The sequence below is a fragment of the Gordonia aurantiaca genome (genome assembly GCF_039939235.1).
Classification (GTDB): domain Bacteria; phylum Actinomycetota; class Actinomycetes; order Mycobacteriales; family Mycobacteriaceae; genus Gordonia.
In genome coordinates this window covers 14,216-30,245 of the sequence record NZ_JBDUUF010000015.1, presented here as the reverse complement: position 1 = coordinate 30,245, position 16,030 = coordinate 14,216, and the positions used below count along the sequence as shown (strand labels likewise).

The 16,030-nt window shown below is 63.8% G+C and carries 15 protein-coding genes; 11 read left to right on the top strand and 4 right to left on the bottom strand.

The annotated features are described in order from the left end of the window. Positions 1–11: 11 nt before the first annotated feature. Positions 12–857 carry a mycofactocin-coupled SDR family oxidoreductase gene (locus tag ABFT43_RS21035; RefSeq protein ID WP_145692567.1) on the top strand — a complete coding sequence of 282 codons (846 nt, stop codon included), beginning with the start codon at positions 12–14 and terminating at the stop codon, positions 855–857. 878 nt (positions 858–1,735) lie between these two features. Here the strand turns inward: ABFT43_RS21035 and ABFT43_RS21030 are convergent. After that, positions 1,736–1,999: a plasmid partition protein ParG gene (locus tag ABFT43_RS21030; RefSeq protein ID WP_347962218.1), complete on the bottom strand. Its 264-nt coding sequence runs from the start codon at positions 1,997–1,999 to the stop codon at positions 1,736–1,738. Further along, positions 1,996–2,601 (bottom strand): ParA family protein, encoded by a 606-nt coding sequence (locus tag ABFT43_RS21025; protein ID WP_006901422.1) that lies wholly within the window; start codon positions 2,599–2,601, stop codon positions 1,996–1,998. The genes ABFT43_RS21030 and ABFT43_RS21025 overlap by 4 nt, the downstream gene beginning before the upstream one ends. 679 nt (positions 2,602–3,280) lie before the next feature. Here ABFT43_RS21025 and ABFT43_RS21020 point away from each other — a divergent pair. Then, positions 3,281–4,669, top strand: coding sequence for a cytochrome P450 (locus tag ABFT43_RS21020; protein ID WP_347962217.1), 1,389 nt, complete (start codon positions 3,281–3,283; stop codon positions 4,667–4,669). Further along, a complete protein-coding gene (locus tag ABFT43_RS21015; protein ID WP_347962216.1) occupies positions 4,669–5,721 on the top strand; it encodes a GAF domain-containing protein in 1,053 nt (350 codons plus the stop codon). The genes ABFT43_RS21020 and ABFT43_RS21015 overlap by 1 nt, the downstream gene beginning before the upstream one ends. Before the next feature lie 2,057 nt (positions 5,722–7,778). On the opposite strand, the gene ABFT43_RS21010 is transcribed toward ABFT43_RS21015, so the two are convergent. Continuing rightward, positions 7,779–8,012, bottom strand: coding sequence for a hypothetical protein (locus ABFT43_RS21010; RefSeq protein ID WP_347962215.1), 234 nt, complete (start codon positions 8,010–8,012; stop codon positions 7,779–7,781). Positions 8,013–8,116: 104 nt separating this feature from the next. Next, on the bottom strand, positions 8,117–8,596 hold the full coding sequence (locus tag ABFT43_RS21005; protein WP_222114179.1) for a helix-turn-helix transcriptional regulator: 480 nt from the start codon (positions 8,594–8,596) through the stop codon (positions 8,117–8,119). A 951-nt stretch (positions 8,597–9,547) separates the two neighbouring features. Here ABFT43_RS21005 and ABFT43_RS21000 point away from each other — a divergent pair. The 8 genes from ABFT43_RS21000 (at position 9,548) to ABFT43_RS20965 (ending at position 16,026) form a co-directional block, all read left to right on the top strand. Continuing rightward, positions 9,548–11,182 carry a cutinase family protein gene (locus ABFT43_RS21000; RefSeq protein WP_347962214.1) on the top strand — a complete coding sequence of 545 codons (1,635 nt, stop codon included), beginning with the start codon at positions 9,548–9,550 and terminating at the stop codon, positions 11,180–11,182. A gap of 47 nt (positions 11,183–11,229) precedes the next feature. Next, complete coding sequence (locus ABFT43_RS20995) at positions 11,230–12,135, top strand: hypothetical protein (protein WP_347962213.1); 906 nt, start codon at positions 11,230–11,232, stop codon at positions 12,133–12,135. A 60-nt stretch (positions 12,136–12,195) separates the two neighbouring features. Then, a complete protein-coding gene (locus tag ABFT43_RS20990; protein ID WP_347962212.1) occupies positions 12,196–13,428 on the top strand; it encodes a hypothetical protein in 1,233 nt (410 codons plus the stop codon). Positions 13,429–13,602: 174 nt separating this feature from the next. After that, positions 13,603–14,265, top strand: coding sequence for a hypothetical protein (locus ABFT43_RS20985; RefSeq protein ID WP_347962211.1), 663 nt, complete (start codon positions 13,603–13,605; stop codon positions 14,263–14,265). Further along, on the top strand, positions 14,262–14,837 hold the full coding sequence (locus ABFT43_RS20980; protein ID WP_222114184.1) for a DUF6668 family protein: 576 nt from the start codon (positions 14,262–14,264) through the stop codon (positions 14,835–14,837). The genes ABFT43_RS20985 and ABFT43_RS20980 overlap by 4 nt, the downstream gene beginning before the upstream one ends. Positions 14,838–14,854: 17 nt before the next feature. Then, positions 14,855–15,142: a hypothetical protein gene (locus tag ABFT43_RS20975; RefSeq protein ID WP_222114185.1), complete on the top strand. Its 288-nt coding sequence runs from the start codon at positions 14,855–14,857 to the stop codon at positions 15,140–15,142. Between the two features lie 15 nt (positions 15,143–15,157). Further along, the gene (locus ABFT43_RS20970; protein ID WP_222114186.1) at positions 15,158–15,415 is read left to right on the top strand and encodes a hypothetical protein; all 258 of its coding nucleotides are present in this window, start codon (positions 15,158–15,160) and stop codon (positions 15,413–15,415) included. A 134-nt stretch (positions 15,416–15,549) separates the two neighbouring features. Continuing rightward, positions 15,550–16,026: a hypothetical protein gene (locus ABFT43_RS20965; protein WP_347962210.1), complete on the top strand. Its 477-nt coding sequence runs from the start codon at positions 15,550–15,552 to the stop codon at positions 16,024–16,026. Positions 16,027–16,030 lie beyond the last annotated feature (4 nt).

Sequence of the window (16,030 nt, the reverse complement as noted above, 5' to 3'; positions counted from 1 at the left end):
GAGCTCTACCCATGACCGATCGGAACCTCACCGGCAAGGTCGCCTTCGTCACCGGTGCCGCTCGCGGACAAGGCCGAGCCCACGCCGTAGAACTTGCCAAGGCCGGTGCCGACATCATCGCCCTCGACATCGCCGACTCCGACGCCCCTTTCAAGCTCGGCTATCCCCTCGGCTCGGCCGACGAACTCGCCGAAACCGGAAAAATGATCGAAGACCTCGGCCGCAGGGTCGTCATCGCCCAGGTCGACGTCCGCGACGAAGACGCCGTGAACGCCGCACTTGAGCGGGGCGTCACCGAACTCGGGCGTCTCGATATCGTCATCGCCAACGCCGGTATCGCCCCCGGCCCCACCCCGATTCAGCAGACCAGCCGCGAGCTGTGGGACGACGTCATCGGAGTCAACCTGACCGGGGTGTTCACCACCACCAAGGCCGCCATTCCCCACCTGATCGCTACCGGCGAGGGGGGATCGATGGTCCTGACCAGCTCGATCGCAGCGTTCTACACGCACGCCGGACTCGGTCCCTACACCTCCGCCAAGATCGGGGTCTACGGCCTGATGAAGACCCTCGCAAAGGAACTCGCCCCGCATTCGATCCGAGTGAACTCGATTCACCCTTCCCAGGTCGACACCCCGATGATCATGAACGACGAACTGTTCAAGATTTTCCGGCCCGACCTCGAGAACCCCACCAAGGCCGACTTCGAGGAAGCATCCCAGACGCTACATGCGCTTCCGGTGACGGTCTTCCAACCCGAAGATATCGCGCGGGCGGCCCTGTTCCTGGTCTCCGACGACGCGAAGTACATCACCGGCATCTCGATGCCCCTGGATGCAGGAATGCTGGTCAAATAGCGCATCCGCGACACATCGTCGACCGTCACATTCCTGGGTGGCGAATACTCGCCGACAGAATGCCCCCGTATAGGTAGGGCACCGCAGCCAGCCCCGTGATCGACTATCTCCCTGTAGGAGTCGACCACGGGGCTGTCTTGCCAACTACCGATCCCTCGCCTCATAGACCGTATGCACCTGCCAACAGCAGAGGATCTGTCTGCCACCACCCGGCGGACACGGTGCTTTCCGGCTCGCACCCGAACAGACCGTCGACAGCAGTCCGATCTTCGTGAGCCGCCGTACGGGCGTCCGCAGTTGGGGTCGAGCCGCACCATGTCCACGACGACAGGCCGGGCGGGACGAACAGTCGTAGGGTCCGTTGATCGGGCCACGACTCCCACATGCTCGACCTCGATGCCTCACACGCCGATCCGCCGGCGGTTCGCTCTACGAAATGTGGATGGGATGCGCGGAACGCTTCCCGTTCGTCCACGCATCCCATCCAGCGCTCAGCATAACGCATGATCGAACGAATGTACGAACGCGGGTTTGTGGTTCTGAATCAAATCCAGCAGATGCTTCCAGGAGCCCCCCTACCTTCCACCCCTCCCCCGCCGGAATCGCCGACGTGGCAACCGGCTGGGACGGGAGAGCGGCAGCGCAGCGCAGCGCAGCGCAGCGGAGACTCACCCATTGCCTGTCATACAGCAATACAGCAATACAGCTCGTGCCCGTGTATCTCGCCTGCCTATGTGATGCGTGCGCGCACCTAGGGGAACGGCTCAGCGCACATCAACGAGATCGGGATGGCCTTCACTGGGCGCATCAGGAACGTCGGACTCGCTACGAGGCCCTGGTGGTGCTGCAATCACCACCAGGGCCGCTTCCTTGGAATGTCAGTGCTCGTTCTGGCGAACCCAGTCCGCGATGAGCTCCTCGAGGACGGCGTCCATCGTGGTGCCGGCAGCCGTGGTCGCGAGCTTGAACCTGAGATGCAGATCCGGGTCAAGCCGATGCGTGAGCTTCGTTCGAGCTGAGGTCGGACTTTGAAAGGTGGCTGAAACGGGTACCTTCCGGGGCGACATCGACGATGCCGATTCGGAGGCCGCTGGCTGACGTGGCACCAGGTTGGCCTTGGGGTTGGGCTTCTTGATGCTCATTCCACTTCCTCTTTCAATGCCTCAAGCATTTCGGTCAGAACGTCGCTATAGGCCACGTCGTGCGGCGGACGGAGGCCGTATGCAGTGCGAATGTGCTCCCGAAGGGGCACGATCGTGTCGAACCGAGAGATTCCCTGCTCTTCCAAGGTCGCGATCGTGTCTGTCAGCAATTTGGTACCCAGGCGCGCGGATGTGATGAGAACCGCGTACATCTGCGTGGTGATCACCGGCAGCGTTTCCCACACACGGCTGAGGTCGAGCCCGGCTGCCTGAGTCGGGACGATGACAAAATCCGACATCTCAATCGCGGCCTGGATCACGGCACTGTCTCCAGGTGGCGTGTCGATAAACAGGGCCGCCTCCGGACCCATCTCCTGAGCAATGCGCGGTAGACGCTTCACATTGCTGACGATGACCTTGAACGGAAAGGGGTCTCCGTTGTCGTGGGCGCGGTCCGCCCACTCCGTCGCCGATCCCTGCTTGTCCAAGTCAGCGAGCACAATCTGGCGGTCGGGTTCCCGCCGCGCGAGTTCGGACGCCAGGAAGACACTCGTCGTCGTCTTCGACACTCCCCCCTTCGTGTTCACCACCGACACGATCATGTGACATCTCCTTTTTTCGCTGCTGCCTTGCTGTATTGCTGTATTGCTGTAGTGACAGCCAGCCCTTTGGGCTGCGTCACGCATACAGAACCTCTTGCTCCGAGACGGCCTAGCCGAATCAACCCGCCGGATTGCCGCATTGCCAGCTAGCTGGCTAGCTGGGCGGCTGTACTGCCGCACTACCCGGAAATCACCTAGCTGAACTGAGGTTATGCCTCGCTACCGCCTCGTTTCAAGACGACGCGCCGTATTGCTGTACTGCCGCGTTGCTGTACTACTGTACTGCCGTGTTGCCAGATAGCTGTACTGCTGTAGTGCTGTAGTGCCGTGTTGCCAGATAGCTGTACTGCTGCAGTGCTGTAGTGCCGTGTTGCCAGATAGCTGTACTGCTGCAGTGCTGTAGTGCCGTGTTGCCAGATAGCTGTACTGCTGCAGTGCTGTAGTGCCGCGTCGCCAGATAGCTGTACTGCTGCAGTGCTGTAGTGCCGCGTCGCCATAGTGCCGTGTTGAGCTGTGCCGCCTTTACAGCTACGCGTCGTGCCGTCAGGCTGCATTGACAGCTGGCTGGCATGCTGTACTGACGGCATGCTGGTTGCGCAGTCCCAGTTGCAACTGCCGACCGCAGAAGATCTTGATCTTGTTCTCGATCACCTCCGCGTCGCATGGAAGACTCGGCCCAATGCACGCGAAGACACTGAGTGAGCTGCCTCATCCCTCGGGACGGGTGCCGCTCTTGGGGGACGTGAGGTCTGTCGATCGGCGCAGGCCGACACAGCATGAGGCTCAACTTGCGCGAGAGCTGGGGCCTATCTTCCAGCGGTTGCTGCTCAGAGATCGGCTAGTCGTTGTGGGGGGAGCAGAGCTTGCCAAGGAGACCCTGAACGAGCAGGCATGGGGCCGGGTGCTGGTTGGTCCTCTGGCGAAGCTCCGCGAGATCGTCACCTCCGGACTCTTCACTGCACGAACCAGCGATCCTCTATGGGGGCAAGCTCGACGGATTCTGACTCCCGGTTTCTCCCAGGCAGCTATGCGCTCGTACCACCGCGCCATGCAGACCGTGGCTGATGATCTGGCGATCAAATGGGAGAAGAACCCGGACGTCGACGTACATGGCGATATGACCGCCGCAACGCTGGAAATCATAGGGCGGGCAGGATTCTCGACCCCGATGGGTTTACTCGGTGACCACGAGGCCGCGCCAGAAGGGACCGACGAGTTCGTTGCAGCGTTGAGCCGAGTCCTGGCGTGGGCAAGCGAGTCGACCAACGATCTGCCGATTGTCGGTCCGCTCCGAGCCGCGTTCGCCGCACCGGGCATTCGCCGCGACGTCAACTACGTGCGCGGGTTCGTAGACAGCATCATCGAGCGTCGACAGAAGGACGGTTCTGCTCAGAACAATGACCTCCTCGGGCTCATGCTGACCACGCGGGACCCGGAGACAGGGCAGTTGCTGCCCGTCGACAATGTGCGAGACCAGGTGCTGACCTTCCTCGCCGCCGGCCATGAAACAACGGCTGCCCTTCTGGAGGTTGCCCTGTACCACCTGGCCGCCGATCCGCGTGTCGGCGATCTGATCGTCGCCGAGGAACTGAGCGGGAACAGGGTGCTGGACTACGACGAAGTTGTACGACTGCGCCGAATCCGGGCTCTGATAAACGAGTGTCTGAGGCTGTACCCTCCTGCACCGGGGTTCTTCCGTATCGCTCGCTCTGACCAGGAGCTCGGCGGCTACCTGGTGCCCGCCGGCAGAGCGGTGTTCGTCCTCAGCCTCGCCGCACAGCGCGACCCAGCAGCGTGGGGATCGGACGCCGGAGAGTTTCGCGCTGATCGGTTCTTAAACACGAGGTTGACTGCCAGTTCACCAGAGTTCTTCGCGCCGTGGGGAACCGGCCCGAGATCGTGTATTGGCCGCCAGTTCGCGATCCATGAGACAACCCTGCTGATTGGATCGCTACTCTCACAGTTCAGACTGACCGTCAATAAGCCATTCGAGCTACGCCTGCGCGAGCGGGCAACGTTACGGCCCGAACCGTTCAGGATCGTGGCAACTCCGCGGGGGAGGGCGTAATGACCTGGTATCTCATCGAGACGTTGGCGCCTGCGCCGAGCGCATCCATCGTCTTCAAGGAGGGGGAGCCCCGAGACTGGACCTCGGTCCGCACGATGACGCGCAGCGACGGTCTGGACATGATCGAAGACCTCATCGCCGAGGTCCGTACCTCGCGTGAGGGACTCGACCGAGTCGAGCACGGACGGCTTGGTCCTCGGCGGGTCGTGATGCGGCCGGTGCTCGGATTCGAGGGCGAGGTCTATGGGATCAAAACCTGGGTAGGCAAGCCTGATGCGGCACTGACTCCCGAACGTGCCATTGCGTCAGTGAACTGGGATGTGCAGTCCCTAGTGGCCCGGCACACCCTTGAGTCCTACATGATGTCGTCCATCAGCCCAGAGGGGTTCGGGCAGGATCGCGATCCGGGACAGTTCCTCCGTAAAGTCGCTCAGTTCGACGCGCTCAATGAGCTGGCTGAACTGTGCCTCAACGACGGAACTCGTACACATTTTTCCGGCCGGCTCACAGTGCTGCACGACGACACCCACTTGATGGCGTGGCGCGGCCTGGCCCGGAGCAACGCCGGCTCGGATGGCTCCGAGGTACGTGGGTTGTTCCATGACGTGACAGATACCGAACCACCACAAATTGCGCCTCTAACTGCGCTGAAGCTCCCTAGCGGCGATGAGCAGCGTGGCGAAACTGGCAGTGCCCCAGGAACAGTGTTGGTGGCGTACCGCCGTGTGCCTGGCGAACCTGAAATCCCAGCTCTGATCTATTGGGTCTCGCCCCGACCGAACTACATCGCGGAATCGGCCACTGAGCACTACCTGACGCGGCATCCCGACGCACCGCTTCCCGGCAACCTCATCAACCCGGAGTCCTTCGATGAGTTCGCCCGTGCCAAGAAGGTCCTCGAAGCAGGTCAAGACGACCTCGAGATCCCCATGGTCGTCGAGTTGCTCGGACCTGATGGCAACTGGGTTCGCGTCCGCTTCCACATCCGCCGCTATCCAGGCGCGGTCGGCAGCCTTCTCCACATCGGCCGCTTCGTTCCGCTGGAAGACTAACCAGGGCCGTCACGCACTGTTCGCCGGTACCGGCTACCCGATCGTCGCTGTGATGACGACTCTGTACGCGCTGTGAATGCGTGCACCATGCCAGGGAGCGCGTCAGCGTGCGTGAGGCGTCTCCGCAGCACTTCCAGTCCTCGTCTGCTCCGGTCTTGTTCCGAGCGAGACTCAGCGTGCCAGCAGCGGCGCTCCGCTACGACTAGCGCGCTGATCTGCCGTGCGCGGTCGAGAGCGCCGCAAGTGGCGGCGGCGTCATCGGGGGTCGTAGCGCCTAGTACCCACCGCGTCCCTCTCCCGCGACCTGTGCGCTGGACGAGGCCGTGCTCGCCCAGTTGGTGGAGGGATCGGAGCACTCCGTAGGTCTGGTCCCCGACGGGCAGAGCGAGCACTGTCGCGATGCGGGAGGTCGTGGGGGAGGGGAGAGTGTGCAGGGCTGCCCACACGCGGCGACAGGTGTGGCCCAGCTGTGCCCACAGAGGGTGGGTGAGGGTGGGGCGGACCCGGGGGCTTGTGACGTCATGGGCCACTTTCCCCCGGTAAATACGACTTGGCACAGCGAGGGTGTACAGGTTCGCGTGCCGGGGGTTGCCCGCCGGCCACCGCTCAACGAGGACGAGCAGGCCGCGACGAACAAGCTCCTGGAGGGTCCTCGCCGCTGTCCCGTCCGATAGATGCAGCCAGGTCGACAAGTCGCGCCGTGCGACTGGGCGAGCGGTGATGCCGTGCCCGTCTCGGTAACGCTGGTGGACGATAACCGCAGCGGCGGCCGCGAGGTCAGCTTCTGGCCACCAGCTGATCTCTTCTAGGGCCGCGTCGATAACGGACTGGTCGGACGCAGGGATCGCTGGCCGATGTGCGCGGGCGCGCCGCACAATTGATTGCCAGTGCTGCTGACAGGCCTCCCACCTGATAGGGCCACGTCGGCCCGCTTTGCGATGGGCATCGACGTCCCTGTCCCGGAACTTGGCAAATGCGGGTAGGTGTTCGTACCACCAGCGGGCCGCTGCGAAGGATCGCACACCGTGTCGCCAGAGGAGCCAAGCTGCTTCAGTGGCCGCCATCGAGCGATCTGCGGGATTCGTCGTGTTGAGCTTCCGCCACTCGTCGGGCGACATTCGTTGCCGAGCCCGCCAAGCTCGAGGTGATTCCCACTGCAGCCCTTGGCTCTCCGAGTGGTCATCGGAGGGGAGGAGCACTGGCGTCACCTCGGCAGTACCACCAGGCGTTGCGGGCTGGGTGTCGTCGTCGGCGGCGGCATCTACCGCTCGCTTGACCGCTTCAATAGCCGTGATGGGGGCAAGGGTGTACTCGTCAACGACGGTGCAGTGTCCGTGTCCTTTGAGTGAAGCACTACCTGGCAGGCGTATCGGTTTACGTCCACGGACGTCGATTGCTGCGCCAGCAGGTAAGTAGGGGGCGTGGCGCTCTCGAAGGTCGGCGAAGATCTCCTTCAGCCGGGCATAGGCGTGGGGAGTTGGAACGGTGAGCGCCGCATGCAGGCAGTTCGGGCGGCCTGACGTCGCGCAATGAACGATGCCAGCTCCGACGTCGGCCGCGGCATCACGGATCGTCGGCCAGACCTCGTCGGCGCATTCGTCGATGTCTAGGACCAATAGGTCAGCCCTCAACGGCGCGACGACAGCCCAGATAGCTTGGCCGGCACCTGCTCGTTCGGCCTCCGTCATGAGGTCTACAGCATCGCCGGAATTGACCTTGACCGGCGCGTTTGCACGATCAGTGGGGGCGAGCGCGTACGCGGTCGTCCCTGGATCAAGCAAGATCCTGAATAACTCGGCCCATCGCGTCTCATCAGAGGACGCGTCGACCGACACGCTGATGTCAGAACTAGCCTCGTACCGTGGGTACGCGCTATCCTGAGTGCAGTCCCGCAAAAGACTGAACCCTTTCAATTTGGGTGGAGAATTTCCTCCCGGGTTGACCCTCAGCCAAGTTGGCGCTTGGCCTCTACGACGAACTCCCTGGTGTGGCAGCTAGGGAGTTTTCGTCTATCTAGGGAAAGTTCTCCTCGTTTGAAGTTGTCTGAGTAGCTCTTCTCAGCCTGCTTGCTTGAGTTGGACCTCCAAGAGGGTTAGTTGTTCTCCTGCTCCCGCTGCGACGTCGCGAGCGATGAGCTGCTGGATGTAGTCATTGAGGTTGAGTCCTTGTGCACCCGCGCGTTCGGCGGCGGCCTCCTTCAACGGCGCGGGTACGAGCGCTTTCACGACTTCCCGCGGCCCCTTCGACGGACGACCGGGCCGGCGCCGCGGAGATGCTGAGGATTCAGTCATGCTGCTAATTATGCGTACCAGAAACCGCTGGGCGTGCAGACACGCCGAGGAGCGTGAGTCTGTTTGTGATCATACTTCCCAACGTAGCCGAAAAATTGCGCCGGTCAGTTGCGCCTACGGCGTGCCGCCGCCCGCGCTTCCAGGAGCTGCCTACGTGCCTCGAGAGTGACTTCCCACGCCGCATCCACTTCCCCCGGCTTGACCCCATACGTCGAGGCCATCGCGTCAGCGAGCGTGGCCGGCAGTTCTTTACGCTGCCCACGCTCTACGACCCCTAGGACTGTGCGCGACACCCCCATCGCCTCCGCGGCAGCCGTTTGCGAGAGCCCCGCTCGGACGCGGAGGTCCACCAGCGACGGGTCTCCGGCAGCAGACGGCGTGAACTCCGCGACTTCGACCTCAAGTACGTCAGCAACCTTCGCCAGCGATCCGGGACTCGGCACGGTGACGTTGTTGAGCCAGGCGGAGACCGTCTGGCGGGCAACACCAATCAGCTCTGCCAGCTCGTCGGTCGAGATGCCGGCGCGAGACATGGTCCGGCGAAGAGCTGCCGCCGAGAAGCCGTGCACACCGGCGCGGGGCATGTGAGCACCTCTCTGAGTCGGATCAACGCCCCAGGATTGCGGAGCAGTACCGCAATCTTCCCGCCTACACACGGCGCGCCCAAGCAGGTCGAACCCAAAACATGCGCCCAATAATTGCACAACTTGAGTCGCTGACCTACGATCGCAGCATGTGGAAACACAGGATTGCGAACGTGGGGGCCGGTGCTAACATCAGCTCCACAACGCGCACCCCGGCACCGGGGTGGATGTTCCCGGACTCTGGAGACCCGAGTCCGGTCGCGACACAAAACGGGAGCACGCGACGCTTCGACGTCGGAAGTCCTGCTCCCGCATTGGTTCGCGACGAGAAGGGGCACGAGGCGTTGTTTCACCTGGGGGCGCAGTTTCTGGCACTCGCTCCTGCCATTCACACCATTTCAAGCGTCTATCTGGGCGGTCTGTGGCAGCTCCGCACCAGATGGCCGGCAACCTCGAAGGTTTGCCGTCGTGGTGTCGTCAGAGCAGGGGAGGAGTAGCACCAGCACAACGCCTGTAGGAGCCTCGTGAGCGAGGTGAGGCCTAGATTTGGCCGTCTCGCCTCATCCCGCCCACGAGGACTCCCAGTTCATTGCCCGACTCGATGTGGTACGACCACGAGTCCGACATTTCGCATGCTACGTGAGGTGTATGGGTAGCGGCTATCCGCAGCCTGGATCATTCGTGCGCCGTAACCGAATCGAGTCTCTCTATCCAAGAGCGAGGACTCGTGTACGGCTTCACTCCTTCGCAGCGACAGACTGCGCTCCCACCGTATGGGGGCGCTATCTCGGTCGCCGAAATTGTTAGCGGCACAGCAACTTATCTGTGCCCATGCCGTCCATCAGGCTACGTGTGTGTCACTGGCCTACCGATGGTGACGGCATTTGAAACACCCCATTGCAACCTGGGACATCCGCTCATTCCCCGCAAGCTCGCAGAAAGCCTGGCGCAGTGAGTCGGGCGTGGGTGCGGCGCGGTTCCGCCGCGGGCCTGGCGGTGTCGCTGGCGGTCGGAGGATTGATTACTGCGCAGGCTCCTGCCGAAGCGGCGGGGGCCTGCCCGAGCCTGTACGTCCTGGGAGTTCAGGGCACGGGCCAGTCGACGGCCGACGCCAGTCCGACCACCGATTCCGGGTTCCTGTCGTCAGTGATGAAACCGCTGATGACGATGGCCGGCTCGCTGGTCCAACGCGCCTACGTCCCGTATCCGGCGGGTTTCGGCGGTGCAGTGGGGAATTCGTCGATGACGTTCGACCAGTCCGTCACGGCCGCGATCAACCGTACGAACTCGATGATCAAGCAGGTCGCAGATCGCTGCGAGGACACTCAGTTCGCGTTGACGGGATACTCGCAAGGCGCATTTGCTGCGGGCCGAGTCGCCCGCGATATAGGGCAAGGCCGCGGCCCGATTTCCGCCGACCGAGTCGCAGGGGTGTCACTGTTCGGCGATCCAACTCGGCCTGCTGGTGCCCCGTTGTTCCCTGGCCGGGCGGGGGCCACCCGTCCTGATCCTGCGCCTGGCACCACTGGGGAGTCGTTGCAGTCGGTGCCCACCCTCAACCAGCCGATGCCTACCGGCGGTGGCATCGGTCCCACAACGGATACCGTCAGCGACTATGGCGAACTGACTGGTCGGGTCGCATCCCATTGCCAGAGCGGCGATCTGGCCTGTGACGCTCCCGCTGATGCACCCGTCGTCCATCTCGTGACCAACATCGTGGGACAAAGCAAGCTCAACCAGGACGATCCGGTGCAAACGTTGACGTCCTTGGCCGAGGCGTTGGCACTGACCACCGTCAAGACCGTGGTCCCGGTGCTGAATGAGGATGTCCAGGGCGAATCGCTGGACGAGCTGACATACCAGCCAGCACAGTCGATCTCCCAGCGATTGGCAGTCGCCTCCGATCCCCGGACTCCGGTGCCCTCGGTCAGCGATGCGCTCAACGCGCTGGTGAAGGTCGGAACGATCGGACTCAACGCGGTCATCACCGTGGCCAAGGAGGTACTGAATCCGGCCACCATCGCCGCACTTGCGACAACCGGACTGGCAAACCCGCCTGCTGCGTTGGCAATGCTGGGAGCCAAGGCACTCGAAGCCACTGTGAAGCTGGTGCCGCCGGCCACGGTCAGCCGGTGGGCCGACGAGGCATTCACCGCCGTCAAACAGAACCTGACGGACAACTCCGAGCTGCTCGATGTGTCGAACCTGGTGCGCTACTGGCAGACAGCGCAACAGCACACCAGCTACGGATCTCGGGCCTCCACCACCGCAGGCGTCTCCGCCGCGTCGTACACCGCCGCATGGTTCGCAGCGCTGGCCGCCGACATCGCAGGTAAGCCGCTGACGCCCGGGTCAACTGGCGACACACTCTTCTCTCCAGACACCAGCAGCGCTCCATCGCCCGCCGTCGTTCCAACCCTTCCGGACACCTCGACAACAACAGCGCCGGTCTCCACGTCAGCCGTTGAGGAATCGGCGGATGCCGCCGACGCCAGTGGCGACGGTGCTGGAAGTGGTGTGCCGCCGAATCCCGAACCCGCCGACGATCCCACCTCGCCTTCGACACCTGTTCCTAGCGCCGAGTGACCTTGTGCATCCGGCTCTTATCCCGAAAGGGGTAGAGGAGAATTTTGTTGACAACTCACAACAAGAATGAAGCGAAGTGGTTCGCCACGATCGCGGCGTGGGCCTATCCAGGTGGCACTCCCGCACAGCTCTTGGCGGACGATCTGCGAGCAGCAGGAAAGATCGCCGACCCCGACGATGAACAACCGAGCGAGCAACCGCTCGGGGACGAGTGGGGCTGGCTTGCCTTCGCCGATGCGCCGAATGTCTCTGGCCCGCCCGAACCTACCGGAGACGAAGAAGCCCACCTCGACCTGTTTGATGGCGGCGATGGCGACGCCCTGGACGAGGCCGACACTGAGGTTCCCTCCGCTCAGCACCGCACGGTCAGACGTGGCAAAGCCAAAGGCCGGAGTCGTTTGCGGGGAAAGCGCAAGCAGCCGTCTCGCAATGTACTGGTCGGCGCCGCGGCCGTATCGACCATTGTGGTTGTCGCTCTCGGCGTGGGGCTCGGGATGGAGTTCGGTGACGCGAACGAAGTTCCAACACAAACAGATCCGGCGGCTGTTCTCGCCGACACCGGCACGGCAACGGCCGCCAGTGACGACGAGTGCCCTGAAGACGTGGACGGCCCGGTAACCACAGGTAATGATGCGGGCAATCAGACGACAGGCCCGGGAGTCATTAAGGCCTTTGACTACGCCTACTACGTCGATCGGTCCGGAGAGCGGGCACGTGCGGTGGCGACGCCCACGGGCGTCGGAACCACGCAGGCACTGCAAGCCAGCATCGACGCTCTGCCGGCCGACACCACACACTGCCTGCGCATCACCGACCTAGGAAACGGCCTGCACGCGGTGCAGCTCACCGAGAACCGGCCTGGGGAACAGCCCATTGTCTACCCCCAACTCATTCAAACCATCCAGGCCGGCGGCAAGACCTGGATTGCCTCCATCAAGAAGGACCCTTCCTGAGCGATCCGACGAATCACGTTGGGCTGCTTATCGATCAACTCGAAAGGACCCCATAACAAGATGACCGCGAAACACCGCTACGACAGAAGGTCACAGCTGTCGACCAACCGCCGTTTGCTGGCTGCTGCAGTCGCCGCCGCAGCGTTGGCCTCCGGCCTCGCCGCTGGCCCAGCACTGGCTGTTCCCGAGCAGGGCGGCGCAACCCCGTCCGCCCCGGAGGCACCCGAGCAAGGCGGCACGACGACTCCGGCTGTACCCGAGCAGGGTGGCACGACCCCCGCACCTGCACCGGCACCCGCACCTCCGGTGACCTATTCGCCCCGCCCCGGCACCCTTCCGGCCCCTCCGCAGGAAGCCCCGTACCAGCCGTTGGTGACGCCGCAGTACGACGATCACTACAGCCCGGTACCGACCGCCCCTCTCGGCCCGCCCCGGCCGACTGCTCCAGTCCGTCCGATCGCACCCCCGCCGGAGAAGATCCGCATCGGCAACTACATCACCGACATTCCTGAGGGGATGTCCCGCCGTGATGTCACGTCGATCAACGAGTGGGCCGCCTACACCGAAGCGAAGATCGCCCAAGGACTGATTTCTGTCGGAGTGCCTGCTGACCAGGCTTCCCGCCAGGCAGCTGCCACGGTGATCGGTGTCGCAGCTGGAGGCGTGACCGGTGCTGCTGTCGCAGGTGTACCTGCCGCAGTGGTCGGCGGTGCCGGAGGTGCGGTGATCGGCGGCGTCATCGGCGGCGCGATCTCTGCCGGCAACCCGGCCAGCGTTGCCGGTGGCGCTGGCATCGGTGCCGCGGCGGGTGCTGCGGCGCTGGGCATTCCGGCAGCTGTCGCCGGTGGACTGGCAGGCGGTCTGGCCGGCGGACTCATCGCCCATGCCCTCGGCGCGGGTGACCCCGGGGCCAATCCCGACCAGCCCCGATTCCCGGGACAGCCCCCGGCCCCTCAAGCGCCGGCCCCCGAGAAGACCGCGCCCGGGGTCAATCAGTTCGAGCTGAACCTTCCAGCAGCGGAAGCGAAGAGGGTCGGTCTGCCGGCCATGAACTACACGGTCACCTCCGGCGGCGATGTGAGTGCCTCGGTCGATGTTGGTGGGCACACGCTGCACACCGGCTGGTCAGCAGAGCAGGCACAAGCGCCGTATGCCGTGCTGGGCTCTGCTGCACCGCAGGTACAGAAGCAGGTCCAGCAGGTGACCAAGCAGGCGGTCAGCGATCTGAACAAGGCCATTCCCGGTCTGCACGTGGAGTGGCCTCAGCACAGCAAGCCCGCACCACGCCGGTAAGGCGCTGACGCGGCAACGACCGAACAGGAGTACACGCAGATGAACGACTCGGCATCGTCATGGCTGACCGAGACCGGACCTCGATCCTTGATCGAAGTCCCCACTCGTCCGAGCACACCTCAGGAAATCCCGGTCCGCGACCGACCCGTGTTGGTATGCGGGACCAGTGGTGGAGTGGGCACCTCCGTGCTTGCCGCTCTTCTCGCCGAATACCGTGCTGACGACCTGGGGGAGAGGTCGTGGTGGGTCAGCCTGTCCGGGAACGACACCGACATTCCCCGGCGATTCGGCGTGAGCACTGTTCCTGAGTACCGCCAGTGGATCTCCGCACGGGGAGCCACGCTATGGGCACCAGACGAGGGCACTGCGCTGGGCACAGTGCTCGAGCAGGTATCGACCACCGGACGAGGGGTTCCGGTGGTCGATGCCGGTGCTCGCGCATTCAGCGTGGCGCAGTCCTTACACCTCGAACCGCTGCCCGAGGCCGTGACACCGGTCCTCGTGGTCAGCCCCCGGCCTGACCTGCTGAACCGGGCGCGGGAGGTGTTCGACTGCTGGGACACGATGGGCCTGCTGGCCGATACCGTGCTGGTCATCGCGTGCCAGGTGCCCACTTTGAATCACCTCGCGCTGACCGAACTCATGCAGAACGCACTGACCGGGAAGGTCGCTGCCGTCGTTGCAGTCGATTACGACCCGGTCCTGGGTGAGGGCACCGCCTTAGGCGTGGAGAGGCAAAACGCCCTGTCCGAGCGCACCTGGGACGCGGTTGCCGAGTTGGCCGAACAGACCAGCTCACGCACACAAGCTGATCGCCGTTCGGTGGTGTCGCAATGATCGGGGTCCGCACCGAACCTCTGCCGATCACAGGCGAGTTCCCACCGCTGTTCGCGCTCATGGGCGCTCATGGTGGCGCCGGGACCACCACGCTGGCCAGGATGTGGGCGCCTGCCGCCGATACAGGACGACAGTGGCCGACGTCTCCGCTGACCACCCGCCGTGTGCTGATCGTCGCCCGCGAGCACATGAGCGGCATCGCAGCCGCCGCCGACGTTCTGCGCGCGTCATCAGACGAATCGGCCCCGACGGGAATCACTGTGTGCGGGTTGATCACGGTGGCCGCTCATCCGGGCCGGCCGAACAAGGACGTGGTTCGTTACGCAGGCACCGTCTCGGAGCTTGCCCCTCATTCCTACCGCATCCCGTGGGTGAAGTCCTTGATCCCGCTCCTGCACCGCCAGCTACCGACCTGGCGGCCCGCCGACGGCGTCAAAGCAACCCAGAAGACCGCCGACGGCGTCATCGCAACCGTGCCGAGTCCCATTGCCGCAGTGGGACTCCAGATCTGTGAGGACTTGGCAGCCGATCGTGCTGCCGAACTGAGCGACCCGTCAGTGACGGTCGTCTAACCATCAAGGGGAACACCATGACAACTGGCAATCTCATCACCCAGGCGCAGCTGCTGGCAGTTGACTTCCAGGTCAACCCCACCGCACCTCCCGGTTCAGAGAAGTTCATGACTCTCGTCTCCTGGGTCGGCTGGGGTGCGTGCCTGGCCGCAGTCGCCGCCCTGCTCATCGCGGGCGGCAAGTTCGGATTCGACAAGCACCAGGGCACCGCCGATTCGGAGGCTGCCACCAAGGTCGCCAAGACCTGCATCGGCTGCGTCATCATCGCAGTGGCCGGTGGGCTCGTCGGGGGACTCACCGGCTAATGAAAGGACCCACGAATGCTCGCCCTGCACACCCTGGCGGCCGGGAGCGACCTTCCCAAGGACGTCACCGAACCTCTCAATCTGCTTCTGGGTTGGATCATGTGGCTGATCTGCATTGCCGCCATAGCCCGGTTGTTCTGGATTGCCGGGCAGATGGGGCATGTGCAAGACCATCCCGCCTCCGACCCGCCCGATACACCGTTGGGGGTCATCATCGGGTTGATCGTGGCCAGTTCGGCATCCGGCATCGCCGGGGCGCTGCTGTCGTTCTGATAGCTCTCGTCACGGTATTGGGGACATGCCTTCTGAGCGGATGCGGCGCGGAATCCACGACGACCTCGCCGTCGTCGGCGACGCCGGCCCCAACGGACCCGCCGACCAACGTCGTGTGGACATCGTTCGCAGGGGTGAAGGTTCCGTGCGCTGAGGAAGGGCCGAAGAACAACCGCTATCAGGCTGTCCCCACCGGCTATGCCCACACGGGTGCAGGTGCGGCTCTGGCCGCTATCTCGGCGACGATTCGGATGTCAGTTGCCGACGACACCACCTGGCCGAACGTGGTCGGCACCCTTGTCGTCCCCTCCGCGGCACGCGATCAGTGGTCGATCAACCGGGTGCAGTTGTCGATCACCCAGCCTGTTCCTAAGGACCAAGCTCCGAAGGTGATCGGCTACACCGTCGAGTCCTACGCCCCGGACAGAGCGACCGTGGGGATCATCACCCGCCAGGTGGACGACTCGATCACAAAGACCACCGCGGACGTGAAGTGGGTGGCCGGCGGGGACTGGTTGCTCGAACTGCCCCCTGTGGACAACACCACCAATCGCGTACAGGCGCTGGCTGATCCGCCCGCCGACATGATCCACCTTCCGGAATCCGACTAGTAGG